This window comes from uncultured Thiodictyon sp., from assembly GCF_903946935.1.
In the GTDB taxonomy this organism is placed as follows: Bacteria; Pseudomonadota; Gammaproteobacteria; order Chromatiales; family Chromatiaceae; genus Thiodictyon.
In genome coordinates, this window is the sequence record NZ_CAJAXH010000285.1 from 1 (window position 1) to 19513 (window position 19513).

The 19513-nt window shown below is 65.7% G+C and carries 13 protein-coding genes; 4 read left to right on the forward strand and 9 right to left on the reverse strand.

Annotation, left to right across the window (positions count from 1 at the left end):
- Window positions 1-121 precede the first annotated feature (121 nt).
- Window positions 122-1231, reverse strand: a complete 1110-nt coding sequence (locus tag QZX93_RS24780) for a toll/interleukin-1 receptor domain-containing protein (protein ID WP_295392164.1) — start codon at window positions 1229-1231, stop codon at window positions 122-124.
- Between the two features lie 187 nt (window positions 1232-1418).
- On the opposite strand from QZX93_RS24780, the gene QZX93_RS24785 reads away from it, so the two are divergent.
- Entirely contained in the window at window positions 1419-1562 is a 144-nt protein-coding gene (locus tag QZX93_RS24785) for a type II toxin-antitoxin system prevent-host-death family antitoxin (protein ID WP_295392162.1), read from the forward strand.
- Window positions 1563-1769: 207 nt separating this feature from the next.
- On the opposite strand, the gene QZX93_RS24790 is transcribed toward QZX93_RS24785, so the two are convergent.
- A complete protein-coding gene (locus tag QZX93_RS24790) occupies window positions 1770-2351 on the reverse strand; it encodes a Fe-Mn family superoxide dismutase (protein WP_295392160.1) in 582 nt (193 codons plus the stop codon).
- Between the two features lie 327 nt (window positions 2352-2678).
- Between QZX93_RS24790 and QZX93_RS24795 the strand changes: the two genes are divergently transcribed.
- Window positions 2679-4469, forward strand: a complete 1791-nt coding sequence (locus QZX93_RS24795) for an N-acetylglutaminylglutamine amidotransferase (RefSeq protein WP_295392159.1) — start codon at window positions 2679-2681, stop codon at window positions 4467-4469.
- 31 nt (window positions 4470-4500) lie between these two features.
- Here the strand turns inward: QZX93_RS24795 and murB are convergent, their stop codons facing one another.
- From murB to QZX93_RS24810, 3 genes are all read right to left on the reverse strand, one after another.
- Window positions 4501-5589: a UDP-N-acetylmuramate dehydrogenase gene (murB, locus tag QZX93_RS24800; RefSeq protein WP_295392156.1), complete on the reverse strand. Its 1089-nt coding sequence runs from the start codon at window positions 5587-5589 to the stop codon at window positions 4501-4503.
- Window positions 5590-5723: 134 nt separating this feature from the next.
- Window positions 5724-7010, reverse strand: a complete 1287-nt coding sequence (locus QZX93_RS24805; RefSeq protein WP_295392154.1) for an alpha-amylase family glycosyl hydrolase — start codon at window positions 7008-7010, stop codon at window positions 5724-5726.
- Window positions 7010-9064: a glycogen synthase gene (locus QZX93_RS24810; protein WP_295392152.1), complete on the reverse strand. Its 2055-nt coding sequence runs from the start codon at window positions 9062-9064 to the stop codon at window positions 7010-7012. The genes QZX93_RS24805 and QZX93_RS24810 overlap by 1 nt, the downstream gene beginning before the upstream one ends.
- A gap of 199 nt (window positions 9065-9263) precedes the next feature.
- On the opposite strand from QZX93_RS24810, the gene QZX93_RS24815 reads away from it, so the two are divergent.
- On the forward strand, window positions 9264-12056 hold the full coding sequence (locus QZX93_RS24815; RefSeq protein WP_295392150.1) for an EAL domain-containing protein: 2793 nt from the start codon (window positions 9264-9266) through the stop codon (window positions 12054-12056).
- 63 nt (window positions 12057-12119) lie between these two features.
- Here the strand turns inward: QZX93_RS24815 and QZX93_RS24820 are convergent, their stop codons facing one another.
- A complete protein-coding gene (locus QZX93_RS24820) occupies window positions 12120-12557 on the reverse strand; it encodes a sel1 repeat family protein (RefSeq protein ID WP_295392148.1) in 438 nt (145 codons plus the stop codon).
- A gap of 105 nt (window positions 12558-12662) precedes the next feature.
- A complete protein-coding gene (locus QZX93_RS24825; RefSeq protein WP_295392146.1) occupies window positions 12663-13475 on the reverse strand; it encodes an inositol monophosphatase family protein in 813 nt (270 codons plus the stop codon).
- 141 nt (window positions 13476-13616) lie between these two features.
- On the opposite strand from QZX93_RS24825, the gene QZX93_RS24830 reads away from it, so the two are divergent.
- Complete coding sequence (locus QZX93_RS24830) at window positions 13617-15548, forward strand: transglycosylase SLT domain-containing protein (RefSeq protein ID WP_295392144.1); 1932 nt, start codon at window positions 13617-13619, stop codon at window positions 15546-15548.
- 125 nt (window positions 15549-15673) lie between these two features.
- Here the strand turns inward: QZX93_RS24830 and QZX93_RS24835 are convergent, their stop codons facing one another.
- Together QZX93_RS24835 and QZX93_RS24840 are read right to left on the reverse strand one after the other, a co-directional pair.
- A complete protein-coding gene (locus QZX93_RS24835) occupies window positions 15674-17434 on the reverse strand; it encodes a nitrous oxide reductase family maturation protein NosD (RefSeq protein WP_295392143.1) in 1761 nt (586 codons plus the stop codon).
- A 51-nt stretch (window positions 17435-17485) separates the two neighbouring features.
- On the reverse strand, window positions 17486-19342 hold the full coding sequence (locus tag QZX93_RS24840; RefSeq protein WP_295392141.1) for an EAL domain-containing protein: 1857 nt from the start codon (window positions 19340-19342) through the stop codon (window positions 17486-17488).
- Window positions 19343-19513: the final 171 nt, after the last annotated feature.

Sequence of the window (19513 nt, forward strand, 5' to 3'; positions counted from 1 at the left end):
CCTACGGGCTCCCTGCGTTTCCTCCCCCAGCGCGTCGACCAGAACGTGTTTCACATGCGTTGCCATCGGTGATCTCCTTCAGACCGCCCTACAGTAATTTAACCGGGGGGTGCTGTCTCACCTACATTGGCACAGAGGGGTCGCGGCGTGCCCAATCGACCGCTGCTTGTTCTTCGGCGCTCAGGCGGCGACCGCGGTGGACCAGCACCGCATGTCCCGGGCGTTTGTGTTTGGCGACCTTCCGGCGCCCGAGCGCGAGCCGGTGGATGCGGGCCAGATTGTAAGGTGCATCCTCGAACTCCAAGAGGCAACGGTTGGCCGACCGGCCCTTGCCGACCTTGAGCAGCAGCCGGCGGTGTCCTTGCGCGGTGGTCGCTGCGGGCAGCAGGCGTTTGAGTGTCTCCACGGTCTGTTGCAGCCGCCGGTCAAAGGAGCGCCGGACGGCGAGCCGGGAGCGCACGGCGCGTTCCAGCTCGAACAGGCACGACTCCTGGTCCGGCCCCCAGTCCAGGGCGGGCAGGTCCCGGGTTTGGGGGAAGCCCTCGCTGCCGCCCACCCGTACCACGAGGATGGCGACGCGGTTGTTCATGGTGCCGCTCACCTCCTCCCGCACCCATTCGGAGTCGGCCGCGTCCGGGGAGTCGACCAAGAGCAGGAAGTCCTTCTCCAATATCACCTCGTGGATACGCGTCTGGAACGCCTCGCCCGGCTCGATGGCCTCATCCTTGGTATCCATGAAGGCGTCGAATCCCCTGACGCGCAAGTGCCGATAGATCGCCTCGGCCGCTGCGGTGCCATCGCTGCGCCGATAGGAGACGAAGAGCCGACAGTCGCGCTGGAAGGGTTCCAGCCCCAGGTGGCGGCGGATCGCGGTGATGACCGCGTCCCCCGGGGTCGCGCCCTCGTCCCAGCCGACGGCGTTGAGCGTGCCGAGAAAGGCGAGCGCTCCGGTCAGGGTGCGGAAGTCGAAACCGGTGCGGGTGGGGACCACGGGCAGGATGGCGAAGCGGCTCCCGGCGGCCAGGGCGGCATAGGCGCCGACGGCCGGGTCCGCCACGGCCTGGTCGGTCAGGACGAAGACCAGGACGGCGTTCTCGTGGGGCAGCGGCAGGGTGGTCGCCATAGTGCCGGCGGCGACTGACGCCACCCCCGACAGCTGGGCGCGGATGGCCTCTGCGATATCAGCGCCGTCCGCGGCGGCGATGATCTGGACGATGCCGCGTGTTTGCATGCTCGCTTTCGCTCCACTATACCGCGCAGGGGACCCTAAGGGCGCGGCGCAAGCCGTAGGGTCCGCTGTGCGGACCGATGGCCTGGCCGGAATGATGATCAAGGCCCAAGAAGCCGGGGCGCGCTGGCGTGCCCGGAAATCGGACTTCCATGATAGAGTCAGATGACTCACTCATCTGGAGGTGCTGATGCAAACGCTGACCGTGGCGGCCGCGAAGTCCCGTTGGTCTGCCGTGCTGGCTCAAGTGGAGGCCGGCGAGGAAATCGTTATTACCCGGCGTGGTGTCCCTGTCGCGCGCATCGTGGCCGAACCAACGGCCCGGTTCGCGTGACCGAATGAGGGACAGCGCCGATGACAGGCCACTGAAAGCGGGCCTTCCAGGACGTCCGCTACCGAGCGGAGCTTGGTAGCGAGAGACCCTGGCTCTTTACCAATCGTGAAACCGCTACTGCGGTTTCACGATAGACTCGACCGCCACAGTTTTCGGCTGGAGCGGGGCGGCTCCTGCTGGAGGTCGAGGTTGGCGCGGGACATCGAATCAACCGGCGTAATTGGCCGCCACGAAGGCCCAGTCGATCTTCTCCCAGATGGTTTCCAGATACTTTGGCCGGGCGTTGCGATAGTCGATGTAATAGGCGTGCTCCCACACGTCGACCGTCAGCAGGGGGTGTTTGCCGGAGGTGAGGGGGCAGCCGGCGTTGGCGGTATTGAAGATCTCGAGCGAGCCGTCGGCGTTCTTCACCAGCCAGGTCCAGCCGGAGCCGAAGTTGGTCACGGCAGACTGGCTGAAGGCCTTCTTGAACTCGTCGAATGAGCCGAACTTGGCGTTGATGGCGTCCGCCAGGGCGCCGGTGGGGGCGCCGCCGCCGGTGGGGCTCAGGCAGTTCCAGTAGAAGCTGTGATTCCACACCTGGGCGGCGTTGTTGAAGACCCCGCCGCTGGACTTGAGGACGATCTCCTCCAGCGACAGGTGCTCGAACTCGGTCCCCGGGATCAGGTTGTTGAGGTTGGTCACATAGGTCTGGTGATGCTTGCCGTAGTGATACTCGATGGTCTCGGCCGAGATCACGGGTGCGAGTGCGTCCTTCTCATAGGGCAGGGCGGGCAGTTGGTGGGCCATGGTTGGGGCTCTCCGGGGGTTGGGGTGGCGGCGGGGGCGAGGGTCGTCCTCGGTCCCCAGGGTCCTGATGCGAGCGGCCCCCGGGGGGGGCCGTCGCGGCGTGCCGGGGATTTAGGGTCGGCGCCGGGCCTTTGCAACCTGGGGCCTGCCCGTGGGACCATCTGCGTGCCGTGAGCGTCGCGGCCGGACGGCGCAGGATCAGGTCACAGGCGGGGCGCCTGCGCGGTCTGGTGCGGGGGGGCTCCGGACTCCATCTATTGTTTTATTTGCGGACACTCACCCTGCCTGCCGGTCGGTGAGACCCTGCGGTTTCGGGAGCGCAATCCTATGTGCGGTATCTGTGGTGAATTGCGCCTCGACGGCGCCCCGGCGGACCTGACGGCGGTCCACTCCATGATGGCGGCGCTCGCCCGTCGCGGGCCGGACCATGGCGGCAGCTATAGCGACGGCGCCCTGGGGTTCGGCCACCGGCGGCTCGCCATCATCGATCTGTCGGTGCGCTCCAATCAGCCTATGGTGGATGCGGAGCTGGGGCTCGCCCTGGTCTTCAACGGGACCATCTATAACTATCGCGCCTTGCGGGCAGAACTGGAGGCCAAGGGCTACCGCTTCTTCTCCGACGGCGACACCGAGGTCATCCTGAAGGCCTGGCACGCCTGGGGCACGGACTGCCCGCAACGCCTGCGCGGTATGTTCGCCTTCGCGCTCTGGGACGCCAATCAACGGGTGCTGTTCCTGGCCCGCGACCGTTTCGGCATCAAGCCGCTGTATTGGTCCAGGCAGGCGGAGGGTTTCCGCTTCGCCTCGACCACCCAGGCCCTGCTGGCGGCGGGCGGCGTGGACACCCGCATCGACCCGGTGGCGCTGCACCATCTCTTTACCCTGCACGCAGTGGTGCCGGCGCCGCGCACCATCCTGGCGGGGGTGCGTAAGCTCCCGCCGGCCCACTGGCTGCGGATCGACGCGGACGGCGGGCAGGTCGAGCAGTGCTACTGGGCGTTGGACGCCACCCGCCCGGACGTGCCCCGTAGCGAGGGCGACTGGCTCGCCGCCATCCATGAGGGGCTGCGTCAAGCGGTGCAGCAGCACGGCGAGGTGGCGGACGTGCCGGTGGGGGTGCTGCTCTCGGGGGGGCTCGACTCCAGCCTGTTGGTCGCGCTGCTGGCCGAGTCGGGGGTCAAGGACCTGCGCACCTTTTCGGTCGGCTTCGACGATACCCCGGAGGAGTCGGGCAGCGAGTTTGAATACTCGGATCAGGTGGTGGAGCGCTACGGCACCCGCCATTGCAAATTCCAGGTCCCCAACGCACAGGTCCTGCAACGGTTGCCGGAGGCGATCGACGCCATGACCGAGCCCATGTTCGGCCAGGACGCGGTGGCCTTTTATCTACTGGCCGAACAGGTCTCACGCGAGATCAAGGTGGTCCAGTCGGGCCAGGGGGCGGACGAGGTCTTCGGCGGCTATTTCTGGTATCCGCGCATCCAGGCCGAGGCGTTCGGTTCGCGTGTGGAGCGCCTGGCCAAGCACTATTTCGACCGCGACCACGCGGAGTATCTGCGGATGATCGGGCCGGCCTATGCGGGGCCGGACCACACCTCGGCGCTGCTTGCGGGGCTGCTGGAGGCGCCGGGGGCGGACGCGTTGATGGACGCCATCCTGCGACTGGATGTCACCACACTGATCGTCGACGATCCGGTGAAGCGGGTGGACAACATGACCATGGCCTGGGGCCTGGAGGCGCGGGTGCCCTTCCTCGACCACGAACTGGTCGAACTGGCCGCGCGCTGCCCGCCGGAGCTCAAGCTGCGCGAGGGCGGCAAATACCCCCTGAAGGCCATGGCGCGCGGCCTGTTGCCGGACGCGGTGATCGACCGACCCAAGGGCTATTTCCCCATGCCGGCGCTCAAATATGTGCGCGGAGCCTTTCTGGACCTGATGCGCGATACGCTGACCTCCAGTGCCAGTCGCGAGCGTGGGCTCTACGGCCAAGAGTACTTGGATAGGCTGCTGGCCGCCCCGGATATGCACCATACCCGTATCCAGGGAAATAAACTCTGGCACCTGGCCTTGCTGGAGTTGTGGTTACAGCGCAATGTGGATGGGGCGCCGGCCGGCTGAGGTCGCGACCTCCACCTGCCCCCGTACCCTCTCAGATGATGACCACCTCGGGATCGAGGGTGACGGCATACCGCTCGTAGACCTCATCTCTGACCATTTTCAGAAACTCGAGATATTCTCCCGGCGTTGCACCGCCATAGTTCACAATATTCAGCGGCTGAGTTTTCCAGATGCCGCATTGGCCGATCTTTTTATCGGCCAATCCCATATCCTCGATGAGCCAGGCGGCGGGTATCTTGACCCGTCCAGTTGCCGTATCGTCGCGATTGGAATTATCGCCGTAGATGAGGTGCTCTGCTGGATAATAGTGTATGTCGGGGCATTTGACCCTGATGTCTTTTAGTTGTTGTGCGGTAATCACGGGATTCATAAAGACACTCCCGACCGTGCCCACGGTGGCAACGTCCGGCAACTTTCGTTTCCGGATATTGACAATCGCGCGAAACACGTCTTGCACCCCATAAGGGGGCGGGCCGAGGCTAGCCATTTCGCCGTAAACGGACTCGTATCTTGAGGTATAACTGGTATTCAGGATCGGGTTCTTACGCAAACGCAGACAGATCCGGACGACAATATGGCGTCCGCGGAGCTCCTTTTTGAAGATGCTGGTGCGGTAACCAAAAGCGCACTCGTCGACAGCTAGGCGAGTGATCGTGCCGCTATTCAAATCGAGCGATTCCACCCACACCAGGCTCTCATGTAAATTGTGCCCATAACAGGCAATATTATTGACCGGGGCGGCGCCGGCGGTCCCGGGAACCATGGCAAGATTTTCGATTCCGCCCCATCCTTTTGACACGACGAACTCAACGACAGAAGGCCAGTCTTCGCCCGCGCCGATCGCGAGTTCTACATAATCGTCATCCTCAAATATGACCGTCTTACCGGGGATCTCAATTTTAATGACAATACCATTGAAGTCCGTTGAGAAAAGAACGTTTGAGCCGCCGCCAAGAACAAAAATGTCGTTTTCCAAGACTGTTTTTTCATTCAGAAGCGCGACGATCTCGGACGCAGACCGAGCGACCGCGAAATAGCGCGCTGCGACGTCGAAACGCAGGGTATTAAACGGCCGTAGGTTAACGTATTCCTGAATACGCGGACAAGCGCTGTTGTGCATTTTTTTCTCGCGTTCAGACCAAAAACTTAAGTGTGCGAAAAAGGCGACCAAGGCCGGCCGACCCGGCCGACCCGGCCGCACAATCGGTCCGGCATCGTCCGACCAGGCTCGATTGTATACGTGTGGCCTATCGCTCAAGGCGGCGCGGTGGCGACCAGTACGCGGGCCATGCCGGGGCCGAGCCAAAATTCAAATGGGGTCGGCAGGTCTTGCATCGGCCAGTCCGGGGAGAGGTCCAGCAGCGGACCGGGGGACTGAATCAGGCGGTAGAGGTCATCGGTATAGAACCGCTGGCGATTCCACGGGTCCTTGTTCAGTATCAGCAGGACCTGGCCCGAGCCATTGATCGCGTGTTTACGCAGGACCAGGATGGAGGGGTCCGGCCACTCCAGGCGATCGATGCGGCCTTCGCCACAGAGGGTGGGCGTCCGATCCTTGATGGCGTTGACCTGGGTGATGAATTCGGTCAGATCGACATTGGCCTGTTCCCAGTCTGCGGGGACGGTGGTGACCACGTCGAGTCGCTTGCGGAAACCGTATTCAAAGCCCATCGGGATCATGATGCCGGTGGCGAACAGTGCGGTGAAGAGATAGCGCTGGCGCAGGGCGTCGGCATTGCCCTCGAATTCCTCGAACATGCGCCGCGTGTCGTGGCTCTCCGGGAAGCCGATGGAGGGGGCGATGTGGCGCGTGGCCTCGTATTGCTCCAGCAGCCAGTCGCCGTGGAAGTCCCACCATTTGGCGCTGTTGAAGATGGCGTCAAAGCCGGCCGAGGCGGTGTCGCGGGTCTGCGCCGGGGTACACCCCAAGGTCTCGGCGACAAAGACGGTGTCGGGATGGTCACGGCGGATCCGCGTGATGAGTTGGCGCCAGATCTCAGTGGGGAGTTGATAGGCCGCGTCGCAGCGAAAACCGCGGAAGCCGAGCCCGATCAGGTGCTTGACGATGCGCACATAATAGGCGAGCAGGCCGTTGGGGTCATCCGGGCGTTTCAGTGCCTGCTGGTGGTCGAATTGGGCCAGGTCGCGCCAGACGACCTTGATTCCGTTCTCCTCGATACAGAATGGATGGGCGACCCGGCCGTGTTCGTGCATGAACCAGGTCGGGTGGGTTCGGACCAGCAGGTTGTCCTCGGCGCAGTGATTGATGACCAGGTCGATCATCAGCGATTGACCGAGCCCAGCGGCAGTCTTGGCCATGGCCCGCACCTGATCGTCCGGGCTAAGTTTGGAGCCGGGGCGCAGCAGCGCCTGGTTGATGGCGAAATAGTCGGCGATGGAATAGAGACTGCCGGAGTGTCCGAGTTGCTGGATGGGATTGACGAACACCCAGTCGAAGCCCATGGCCGCGGCGCGTGCCAGGTGCGGTTCCCAGGTGTCGAAGGGGCCGGCGAGCAGGGGGAACAGGTTGTAAATCTTCATTAGCGTGCCCGGATGAAGTCGTAGATGTTCAGATAGTCCTGGCCCGGGTGGTTCCAGGAGTAATCGGCGCGCATGCCGTTTTTCATCAGCTCACGGAAGTGCTCCGGGTATTGGTAATAGCAGTCGATGGCGCGCCCCAGGGCGGATTCCAGTCCCGGACGGTCGTAGTGATCGAAACGGTAGCCGTTGCGCTGATCGAGCGGTCGGTCGGAGTGGTCTTTGTCGAAGACCGTATCGGCCAGGCCGCCGACGGTGCGTACCACCGGCACCGTGCCATAACGCAGCGCAATGAGCTGGGTCAGGCCGCAGGGCTCGAATTGGCTCGGCACCAGCATGATGTCCGCCCCGGCATAGATCAGGTGGGCCAGGTCCTCGTCGAAACCGATCTCCAGGTGACAGTCGGGGCTGTCGTTGAGCATGCGCTTGAGCGCCCAGAAATCGTTGTTGATGGATTGGTCCGGGCTGGCGCCGAGCAGGACGAACTGGCTGCCGCGCTCCAGGGCATAGAAGATGGCATGCCGCACCAATTCCAGGCCCTTCTGCGGATCGAGTCGGCCGATGAATGAGACGATGGGCTTGTCGTTGTCCGCCAGCATCAGCCGGTGACGCAGTGCGCGTTTGTTGTCATATTTGCCGTCGATATGATCGACGCCATAGCGCACCGGGATCGCGGTATCCACCTCGGGGTTCCAGACGTCATAGTCGATCCCGTTGAGCACCCCGCCATATTTCATGTGATGGGTATGCAGGGTCGGCTCCAGACCGAAGCCCTGGCCCTGGTCCTTGGTCTCGAAGGAATAGCGCTGCGAGACGGTGGTGATGAAGTTGGAATAGACGATGCCGGCTTTGAGCAGATTCAGCGCGCCCTTATGCTGGTTGTCGCCCATGCGCAGATAGTCGAAGAAGCGCTCCGGTTGATTCAGTCCGGTGGCGCGCAGCAGTTCCGCCCCGGTCTGACCCTGATGCATGAAATTGTGAATGGTCAGACAGGCCCGCGGGTGGGTCATGCCGAGCTGTTGATAGATCTCGTACAGGAACACGGGGACCAACGCGGTCTGCCAGTCGTGACAGTGAATGATGTCCGGGTGCTTGCCGGCCTTCCACAGAAACTCGATCGCGGCGCGGGAGAAGAAGGCAAAGCGCAGCACATCGTCCGCAAAGCCGTAGATGCTGCCGCGGTTGAAGAAGTTTTCCTGGGAGTGCGGCTCGATAAAGAAGCACTTGCGGTCGTGGACGAAGCCGAAGAAGACGGTGCAATGGATGGCGCCCGTATACCAGGGTACCCACAGGTCGCGATAGACCTCGTGCAGCTCAAAGATATGGTCGTAGCGCAGGTTGGCATATTTCGGCAGGATGATTTCGACATGGTTGCCGCGGATGGCGTGCTCGCGGCTGATGCCGAAGACGACATCCGCCAGACCGCCGACCTTCGCCACCGGTGCCATCTCCGGGGTGATGTGGACGATGTACAAACTCGGTCGCGGCTCGTGGTAGACCGGCGGCGGCGCCGGGTGCGGGTCGGGCTCCGGCTGGTAGCCGGACTGGGGCTGGGCCCCGGGTGTCGGCGCGGCCGCCGTGGCGACCGCGACTGCCCCCGGTTCGACAAGCGGTTCGGCGAACGGCTCCGCGACCGGTGGGCTCGCCGGTTCGGCGCTCGCCGGCACTGGCTTCGCGACTGGTGCAGCGGGGTCGGGCGCACGCGTGGCGACCGGGGGTGCCGCGGGTGGCGTCGGCGCCGCGGCCGTCGCCGGCGCGGCTGGCGTCGCTGGCGGTGGGGGCTCGCCGGGCGCGGTCTTTGCGCTTGGTGTCTCGCCCCGCGTGGGTTTCGTCTTCACGCTCACGCTTGCGGGGGCGCGCGTCGCGGGCGGCGTCGGCTTGGGGGCGGGTGTCCCGCTCGGGGGCTGGGTCGCCGCCGCGACCGGCGCCGCGGGCGGCAATGTTACACTTGGCACCGCCGGGGTGGTCGTGGCGGGCGGCGGCGTGGCCGTGCTCGATCCGGTCTCGCGGCGGGCCGCAGTGGCGTTCTTATCGGATGTGGTCGGTTTTTTTGCCATGGCTTGTCACCTGAAGGTCCGTGTGTCTAGCACCGGAGTCGGGCCGCTAGGTTCTGGGTACGGCAAGGTAACGCGCGGCGGCACCGTCGGGAAGCCCTCAGTAGGTGATTCGGTGATAAAAATGAGCGCTGCTTGACAACGGTGCGGGAATCTGGCCCTTTTACCGACCCTGGTTGCCATTGGATTGAGTGACCGAACGATGTCCGATCCGTCTGCGATTTGCGCCCCGGCGGGTACTGCCCCCGGACGACTGCCCGGGACCGTCCCGGTCTTGGATGACCCCGGCACCTGGGTGTTGGCGGTCAATTTTGCCCTGTTGGCCTGCTATCTGCTCTGGGTGCCGTTTCACTGGGGGGGCGAGGCGCGGGTGGCACTCCTCGCCGACCTGGCCGACCTGGTGCTCTCGGTCTCGCTCTTCGGTCTCACCTGGCGGGCCTCCCGATCCGCGGGGCTCAACCGCCGCACGCGGCTCGGTTGGCGGCTGCTCGCCCTGGGCGCTCTCGCGTATTGGCTCGGCAACCTTGGCTGGTTTGGTTACGAGGTCCTGCTCGGGGTCAATCCCTTTCCCTCGCCCGCGGATCTCGGCTATCTGAGTTTTATCCCGCTGGTGCTGGCGGGGTTGCTGTGTTTCATCCGACCGCTGGAGAGCCGCAGCGAGCGGGTCCAGTTTTGGCTCGATGTCTGCGTGGTCATGATCGGGGTCGGGGTCATGGTCTGGTATTTTCTGCTGCGGCCGATGGCCCAGGTCCACTACAACAGCACGCTGCAACTGCTGCTGACCCAGGCCCCGCCGCTGGGCGATACGGCGCTGCTGGTTGCCGCGGCTGCACTGGTGCTCAAGCGCCGCCGGGGGCGCAGCGGTGCGCCGCTCGCTTGGCTGGTGGCCGGTCTGGTCTGCCTGTTCCTGGCCGATACCCGATTCGCCTACCAGGTCCTGGCCGGCAGCTATGCCACTGGGGGGCTGACGGATGCGCTCTATGCCCTCGCCTATTGTCTGATGATGGTGGGTCCCTATCTGGAGTACCGGATCGCTGCCGCGGGTGTGCCGAGTGTGGACGGTCCGTCCGACTGGGGTGCCGGTCTCTTGCCCTATCTGTCGGTCGCCGGCGCCTACGCCTTGCTGCTGCTCGTCGCCTTTGGACTGGTGCCCGAGGTCCCTTACGTGCATTGGGGGGACGCCCTGGGCGGGCTGATCCTCGCGGCGGCGGTGCTGACCGTCCTGGTGATGGTCCGGCAGGCCGTCGCGGCGCGGGAGATCGCGCGGCTGCGGGCCGCGCAGGCGACCCGGGCGACGCAGGCGCGCTTTGCTGCACTGGTGCGCCATTCGTCCGACGTGATCAGCCTGATGGGGCCGGACCGGCACATCCGCTTCGTGAGTGCCGCCGCCCAGCGGGTGTTGGGCCTGGCGCCGGCGGCCTTGACCGACACCGACCTGCTCGACCTGCTCCACCCCGAGGATCGGCGCCACGCCGCCGACTTTCTGCGGCGGGTACTCGCCAGTCAGGCGGTGACCGCGTCCACCGAGTGGCGGTTGCGGCATGCCGACGGCAGTTGGCGTGACATCGAGACCCTGGCCACCAATCTGACCGCGGACCCCACGGTGGGTGGCGTGGTGTTGAACAGCCGCGACATCACCGAACGGCGCCGACTTGAGCAGCGGCTGCGGCAACTCGCCTTTCAAGACCCCTTGACCGGGTTGGCCAATCGCACCCTGTTCCGCGACCGGGTGGAGCATGCGCTGATCCGGGCCGCGCGCTCCCAGGGGAGCCTCACCCTGCTCTATCTGGACCTGGACGACTTCAAGGCGGTCAACGACAGCCTGGGTCACGCCGCCGGCGACACCCTGTTGCAGGTGGTGGCCGAGCGCCTGCACCAGTGTGCGCGCGAATCGGACACGGTCGCCCGCCTGGGTGGCGACGAGTTGGCGATCCTGGTCGAGGAGCCGTTGCCGCCCGCCGCGGCGGGTGCGCTGGCCGAGCGCATTGCCGCCCGCTTGGCGGAGCCCATCGCGCTGGGGGGGCGGGAGGTCCCGGTCAGGGCGAGTATCGGGATCGCCCAGAGCGTCCCGACCGACGGGGTCGATACCCTGCTCGGCAAGGCGGATCTGGCCATGTATTGGGTCAAGCACAGCGGCAAGCAGGGGTATGCCCAGTTTGAGCCGGCGATGCAGGCGGCGGCCCGGGAGCGGATCGATCTGGAACTGGACCTGCGCCACGCTCTGGAGTGCGGTGAGTTCCTGGTCTATTACCAGCCGATCATCCACCTGCCCACCAATACCCTGGCCGGCGTCGAGGCCCTGGTGCGCTGGCAGCACCCGCGCCGCGGTCTGCTACCCCCCGAGGTCTTCATCCCGCTGGCGGAGGAAAAGGGCGAACTGATGGTGTTACTCGGACGCTGGGCCCTCAACCAGGCGTGTGGTCAGGCCCGGGTCTGGCAGGACCTGTTGCCGGCCGGGATGGCTTGGCACGTGGCCGTGAATATCTCGGTGCGTCAGTTTCAGCAGTCCGATCTGGTCCAGGATGTGGCGGACGCGCTGGAGCGCTCCGGACTGGACCCCCAGTCGCTGGTCCTGGAGATTACCGAGAGTACCCTGATGCAGGGGACCGCGCAGGCGCTCAGCCAGTTGACCGCGCTCAAGGCGCAGGGCGTGCGCCTGGCCATCGACGATTTCGGGGTCGGCTATTCCTCGCTCGCCTATCTGCACCGCTTTCCCATGGATATCCTCAAACTCGACAAGTCATTCGTCGACCACCTCGGCGCGGGCCACGGGGACGCGCCGCTCACCCGTGCCATCGTCGCCATCGGCGCGATGCTGAACCTGGAGACGGTCGCGGAGGGAGTGGAGCGGCCGTGCCAGGCGTTGGAGCTCCTGCGCCTGGGGTGTCCTTATGTTCAGGGTTATCTCTATGCCCCGCCGCTCGACGCCGCGGCCCTGGGTGTTCAGTGGATTGCGAGCCACCAGGACCCTTATAAACCTAAGAAGGGCAGTTAGGCCGCAAAACTCTCTTTCTGTGATTAAGGGCGCCGGTCGCGGGGGCTGACCGACTGGCGGGGCTCAATCCAGTCCGGCCAGACTGCGCCAACGCGCGGCCTCCGTGCTGTCCTGGGGGACCCCGCGGCCTTCCTCATAGAGCTCGGCCAGCGCCGCTTGGGCACCGGCCAGGCCCTGGTCGGCGGCCAGGCGGAAGCACTTGGCGGCGCGTGCCGGGTCTTGCGCGGTGCATTCGCCAGTCAGGTACATATAGCCGAGTCCATGTTGGGCGAGCCCCAGGCCGGCCACCGCGGCGGCCTGCATGGCGCGGTAGGCGAGTGCGGGGTTGCGCGTCATGCCGAGTCCGTTCTGGGCCATGATGGCGATGCGGTACTGGGCCTGCGGCTCGCCGGCCGCGGCCAGGGGGCCGAGCAGCCCGACGGCACGGGAGAATTGCTTGGATTCGAAGGCGGCGATGCCGCTGCCGAGCGTCATGTCGTGTTCGCTGGTGTCTTCGGTCATTGGATCTCTCTTGGGATGAGCGGATTTGCGGCCATTGGACATCGCGGCAATCCGTCGCGGCCGGGGGCCGCTCCTACGCGCGTAGGGGCGGCCCCAGGCCGCGACTCAAGGTCGCGTGAACGGCAGTTCGATGAAGGCGAGCCATTGTTCGAGCAGCTCGGGGGTCGCCGCGGCCACCTGGAGTCGCGGTTCCAGGTCGATCCCAGCCGCCGCCGCGGTGCCATAGGGCCGGTAGCCGCGGTAGGCGGCCCCGGCCTCGACGGCAATCAGTTGGCCGGCGGCGTAGTCCCACAGCTTCTGCCCGCCGTGCAGATAGAGTTGGAAGCGCCCGGCGGCGAGCCAGCACCACTCCAGGGCCGAGGCCCCCAGGTTGCGCTGCGAGCGAAAGCCCCCGGGGCGGAACAGGGCCGCGATGCGCGCGGGGGGCAGCCGTTTGAAGTCGACCATTGCCAGGCAGTCGCCGAGGCTGGGGCCGGGGGCGAAGGGGGCGATCGGCGCGCCGTTGCACCAGGCACCGCCGCCGCGGATGGCGCAGAAGCACTCGTCGCGCACCGGGTCCAGGACGGCCCCCTGGACCACCTGGCCGCCCTCGAGCAGGGCCAGCGAGACGGCGAACCCGGGGTAGCCGCCGGCATAATTGCTGGTGCCATCCACGGGGTCCAGGACCCACACGGCCTGGTCGGCGGCGCCGAGCAGGCGCGCCTGCTCGCCCTCGCTCATCTCCTCGCCAAGCAGCGGAATACCCGGATAGGCGCGGGCCAGGGCCGCGGCGATGCTGGACTGGGCGGCGGCGTCGGTTTCGGTGACCAGGCTGCCGTCGGCCTTCGCGCTGGACTTGGCGTGGTGGAAGCGGGGCATGATTTCGCTGCCGGCGGCCGCGCGCAGCACCTCGCTGAGTCGCTCAAGGTTTGGGTGCATCTGGGGGGCTCGCGTCGGTCACGGCAATTGCGGCGGGTACGCCATTATGACTGATCCCAAAATCCAAAGATGAACACAAAGGTCCCATCTTCATCGGCTAGACTCTCTGTTCATCTGTGGATTTTAGGATGAGAGGTACTGATGTTGCGTTGTACCGCTATAACCCTCAAGCCTGCGTTATTGGCCTTGGCGTTGCTCCTCGGGGCGACCGCGCGGGCCCAGGAGCCCGATCTCGCGGGGTTCCTGAACGCCGAGGCGGCGCTGAAGGCAGGGGACCGGGCCGCCTTCACTGCGCTGCTGGAGGGACTGCGCGTCGATCCGCTCTATCCCTATCTGCGCTTCGCCGACCTCGACCTCAAGTCGGCGCCGGACGCGACGCTCGCGGGCTTCCTGGCCGAATTTCCGGATACGCCCCAGGCCGAGCGGGTGCGCGCCGCCGCCGTGCAGCGCCTGGCCGCGGCCGGGCGCTGGGCGGATTTGGCGCGTCTGTATCGGGAGGACGATGACTCGATCGAGCGGCGCTGTCTGTATTTGCGCGCATTGATCGAGACTGGTCGGGCCGAGCGCGCGCTCACGCCGGTGCGTCTGGAGCCCTTATGGCTCGTCGGCCACCCTCAGCCAGCGGCCTGCGATCCGGTGTTTGCCGCCTGGCGGGCGCAGGGCGGTCTGGATAGCGTGCTGCTCTGGCAGCGCATCCGCCTCGCGCTGGCGGCGGGGGAGACCGGGTTGGCGCGCCGCCTGGGAACCGACCTGCCGGCGGCGGAGCGCCCCCGGCTCGATCGCTGGCTGGCGGTGCGGGCGCGGCCGGCCTTGGTGTTGGAGCCTGATCCAACGCCCGCCGCCGATCCCTTGGCCGCGGCCATCCTCGCCGATGGGATTGCCCGGCTCGCCCGCACCAATCCGCAGGGGGCGGCGAGCGCGCTGAGGACCGGCCGCGCGCTGTTGGCCACGGATCCGGCGGCCGCCGACCTGGCCCTGGCCGCGGTGGGACGGGCGCTCACCGCCGCCGGGGACCCGACGGGCCTGGCCATCTGGGATGGGATGTCCGCCGGTGCGGACAACCTGGCGGCGCAGGAGCGTCGGTTGCGCGCGGCCATCGCCCAGGAAGACTGGTCGTGGGTGGCTGCCTGGGTGGGGCGGATGCCGGATAGCGCCGAGAAGCGCGACCGCTGGCTCTACTGGTTGGGGCGCGCCCAGTCGGCCCTGGGCGACGAGGCGGCGGCGCGCGTCACGCTGACCCAGGCGGCCGCCGAGCGGAGCCTTTGGGGTTTGTTGGCCGCCGATCGGCTGGGACTGCCCTATGCCTTGGAGCAGCAGCCGGTCCCGGCCGAGCCCGAGCGGATCCGTCGCCTGGCCGCCGCGCCTGCGCTGTTGCGTATCCGGTTGCTGCGTCTGCTCGGGCGCGAGGCGGACATGCGCCGGGAGTGGCGCACCCTGACCCGGTCACTGGAGCGGCCGGACCTGCTGGCGGCGGCCTATGTGGCGGACGCGCTGCGTTGGCACGACCAGGCCATTTATACCCTGGTTCGCACGGGCTATTGGGATGACCTTGAGCTGCGCTTTCCGCTGGCCTATCGGGATCAGGTGCAGGCGCAGGCCGCAGCGAGCGGGTTGCCGCCGGACTGGGTCTATGGGGTGATCCGCCAAGAGAGTGTATTCAACCCGACCGTCGCCTCACCGGTCGGGGCCTTAGGGCTCATGCAGTTGATGCCGGCCACCGCGCGGCAGGTGGCCGCCGACCTGGGGCTCCCGCCACCGACCCGCGCGGCCATCCTCGACCCCGCGCTCAATGTGCAGCTCGGCAGCCATTATCTGGCGCAGTTGCGGGATCGCCTCGGCCATGCCGCCCTGGCCACCGCGGCCTATAACGCCGGACCCCAGCGGGTCGCACGCTGGCTGCCGGCGCAGTGCATGGCGGCGGACCGGTGGATTGCCGCCATCCCATTCGATGAGACCCGCGGTTATGTCGAGCGGGTGCTGGCCTATCGGATCATCTATGGCGCGCGCCTGGGGCTCCCGCCGCAGCGCCTGAGCGACCTGCTGCCGCCGGTGTGTGCCAAGGCGGCGCCCTAGCAGCCTGTCGGACTTGATGGCGTAACCGATTGATTAAACAGGAAAACGACTTTTTGGCGCAAAAGATGAAACTCTTTGCATTCAATCGGTTGCATCACTAAGTCCGACAGCCTGCTAGCGGGCAATCATTGTTTCAGCCATGGCATCGCTCGCCACCAGCCGCCTTTGCCCGGTGTCATGAACGTGGCCGTGGCTAGACGATCCTCGCTGAGTGTCACGATGCAGTCGGTTTGGCGTCCTTGGCAGGCATTGCCCCAGCTCGTGAAGACCGACCCGGGCGTGGCTGAGGCGGTCAGGACGACCTGGGTCCCCGCGACGAACAAGGCGCTGCAGGTGGTGCCGCAAAGGATTCCCGCCGGGGTGCTGACGACCCTGCCGAGCGGGCCCCCGCGATTGGTCAGGGTCAATCGGTGAGTGGGCGGCGTGCCATCGCTGAGGCTTGCCTGTGCGGTATTCCCGAAGGCGCCCAGATTGACCCGGGCCCCGTTGGGTGCCGGTTCGTTGACGAAGGCGGCGCTGGGGTCGCCGACGTCAATGGCCGGACTGTGCTCGGCATCGATGACCCAGCTGGCCGTGGCCGGATTGTAGCGTCCCGCCCGCGAGCGCAAATGGAAATCGCCGGTGGTGGGATTGGCAAACAGCGGATCCTGCGACAGATTGCCGGCCCCGCTCCAACCCTGTTGGCTTAACGAATAGGTCACACTCAGGCTGCTTCCCGTCCGCACATAAAAATCAGTGCCATTGCCCCAGAAGACAGAGTTCCTGACGGTGGCCGTTGAGACATTGTCGATATAGAGACCGCTGCCGCCGAACCGGTTGTCTGAGACATTCTCCGCCACCGTGCTGTTGGTGAGTGTGAGGTGGGATGGACCCGGGGCGCCATTGTCGACAGCTAGCCCCGCGCCGCCATACCCGCCAACGGCAATGCGATTGCGATAGATCAATTCATGGTCCAGTTCGGCGGTTGCGCCCTCATCGATAAAGACACCGCCGCCATAGGTTGGGGCATAGTTGTCCGTGATGATGTTCCGGGACATTTTCGCGGTCCCGAGGATGAGCACCCCGCCCCCCCATCCGTAACCGAGATCAATCCGGTTGCCGCTAATCAGATTATCTTCCAGAATGGCCGTGCCGGCGAGATAAATGCCGCCGCCATGATCGTCGTAACAGATGTTGTTTTCGATCCGGTTGCCCTTGATCAACACATTCATAACGCTGCCTAAGGTCGTTAACCCGGCTCCGCGTCCGCCCTGATTGTTACGAATGAGATTGTTGATAATCGTCGCATTCTCGCCGCATAGCAGAATGCCCGCGCCGAGGGATATATCGCCTGGCAGGCCGTTGTTTTCGATGATGCTATTGCTGATGGTGACATCTTTGGCCTGCGGCCAGGAGACGGCGTTGTCGCACAGGATGCCCTTGCGGCTGGCGCTGACCGTCAAGCGATCAAATATCAGAAAAAACGCCGCGTCTGGGGTGTTGCGGGTCAGGGTCACGCCGATCTGTGCAGCGCCTCCGCTGATTATCGTGTCGCCGCCCTGCATGGCGCTCTGCTGTACGAAGTCTCCGCCCACGCCGGCCTGATAATCCGTGGCGGTCGCGCCCGGATAGCCGCCGAGTAGAGTCAGTGCCTTGTTTTTGTTGTCTATGTTACCATAAGTTCCGCGGGCCACCTGGATGGTGTCGCCGTTGGCAGCCTGGTCGATGGCAATCTGTAGCGAATTATAAGGATACTGCACGGTACCCTGCTGGACAGTGGTCGTGTTGTCGTCATCGACTCGGATGGTGGCGGCAGTGAGCGGTGTCGCCAAGGGCAAAGAGAGTGCAACGCACAGAAGGCCGAGCCGCCCCTGCGGACCATTGCATCGCGGTTTTAGACCAATCATGATGAATGCCTCTGATGTGAGCCAGCGATTGAAATAGGTTCATTTGCAGAATTACTCCTGCGGGGTGCCAATGCGACGGCAATACTCCTCGAACTCGCTCGCCGGCAGCGCCCGGGTGAACAGGTAACCCTGACCGATCCGGCAGCCGGCGGCCTTGAGCGACTGTGCCTGCTCGGCGGTCTCGATGCATTCGGCGACGACCCTTAACCCCAGCGCCTCGCCCAGGACGATGATGGCGCGCGCTATAGCCTGGTCGTTCGCGTCCCCCGGAAGTCCGTGGACGACTGATCCGTCGATCTTGAGTCCGCGCACCGCCAGCCGTTTGAGTGAGGCGAGCGAGGTATTGCCGGTGCCGAAGTCGTCGATCGTGACCGCGATCCCCAGCTCGATCAGGTGTCGGATGTTCGCGAGCGCCGAGGCGGATTCGGCCAAGGCCTTGCCGTCGTTGATCTCGACTGCCAGGGCGCCGGGTTCCAGATGGACCCCGGTGAGGGTGGCGGCGATGCGCTCGGCCAGGTTGGCGGTGCGCAGTTCGCGGTGCGACAGATTGATCCACAGGGTCACGCCGGCCAGCAGCCCATGCTCGCGCCAGGTATGCAATTGGACGGCGGCGGTGCGGATCACCCAGGCGCCGATGGGGATGATGAGTCCGCTGGACTCCGCGAGCGGGATGAACCGCTCGGCACCGATCATCCCTTGCTGGGGGTGGCGCCAGCGGATCAATGATTCGATCCCGACGATCGCCCCGGTCGCGAGATCGTGCTGGGGCTGATAATGGAGTACAAACTCCCCCTTGGCCAGGGCCTGGCGCAGGGCCGTCTCCACCGAGAACTGGGCCACGGCGCGGGTCGTCATCTCCTGCGAATAGTACTGGAAGCAGTCGCGGCCGTGCGCCTTGGCCTGGTGCATGGCCGCGTCGGCGTTGCGCACCAGAGTGTGTACGTCGGCGCCGTCCTGGGGGTAGAGGCTGATGCCGATGCTCACCGTCACATAGAGCGAGCGATCAGGGAACTCGATGGGTTCCTTGAACGCATCGAGCAGCTTTTCTGCCACCAGCGCGGCGTCTTCGCCGCGCTCCATGGACCCCAGGACGATGGTGAACTCATCGCTGCCGAAGCGGGCGACGGTGTCGTCATCGCGCATCTGCTCGCGCAGGCGCCGGGCCGATTCTTGCAACACCCGATCCCCGATCGGGTGCCCCAGGCTGTCATTGATGTTGGCTAGTCCATCCAGGTCCAGGAACAAGAGGGCGACCTGGTGTTGCTCCCGACGGGCATGACGCAGCAGCTGGGCCAGGCGGTCGACGAACAACAGTCGGTTGGGCAGCGCGGTGAGTGCGTCGTGGTGGGCCAGCTGTACGAGGTCGTGCTCGCGTTCCTGTAACTGCTTGGCGAGCCGCTGCTGCTCGGTGTGATCGAGCAGTGCCACCAGACAGGTGGGCGGGTCATCCGGTCCACGGTGGATCACCAGCCGCAGGGTGCGCGGGTGCTCTGCCTCCGCGGCCAGGTCCACCTCGATCGATTGCTCCTCGCCGGTGTCCAAGACGTGCTCCAGGGCGGCGAGCAGGAGCCACATCCCACCGGGGGCGAGTCGGGAGCTCAGAAAGAGGCTGGTGGTGCGCTCGTGCGCCACGCCGAGCAGGCGGGCGGCGGCCAGGTTCATCCGGGTGACCCGGCCGCGGCGGTCGAGTGTCGCATAGGCCACCGGGGCGAAGTCGTAGAGGTCCCGGGACTCCGCCAGGGCCTGTTGGACCGAGCGCAGCTCCCGGTTCTTGATCTCCAGCTCAAGCTGGTGGATCTGGAAGTCCTGCATCGCGCGCCGCAAATCGGTGACTTCAACGGTCTCTTGCCGCAGCGCGGCGAGGATCTCGGACAGTGCGTGGTCGGAGAGGTCTTGAAGGGTGGCCATGCGGCGCTCGCGCTGGATTGGTGAGTGGGGCGGTTCGGGACCCGCGGCGGGCGACGAACCGGCTTGGTAGGCGTCAGTATAGACCCTGGCGCGGTGGGAGCGCCGTCCCGGCACGATGAAGCCTCGGTCGACAGCCGGGGCTCAATCGCGGCGAGACGCCGCGCCCATGGG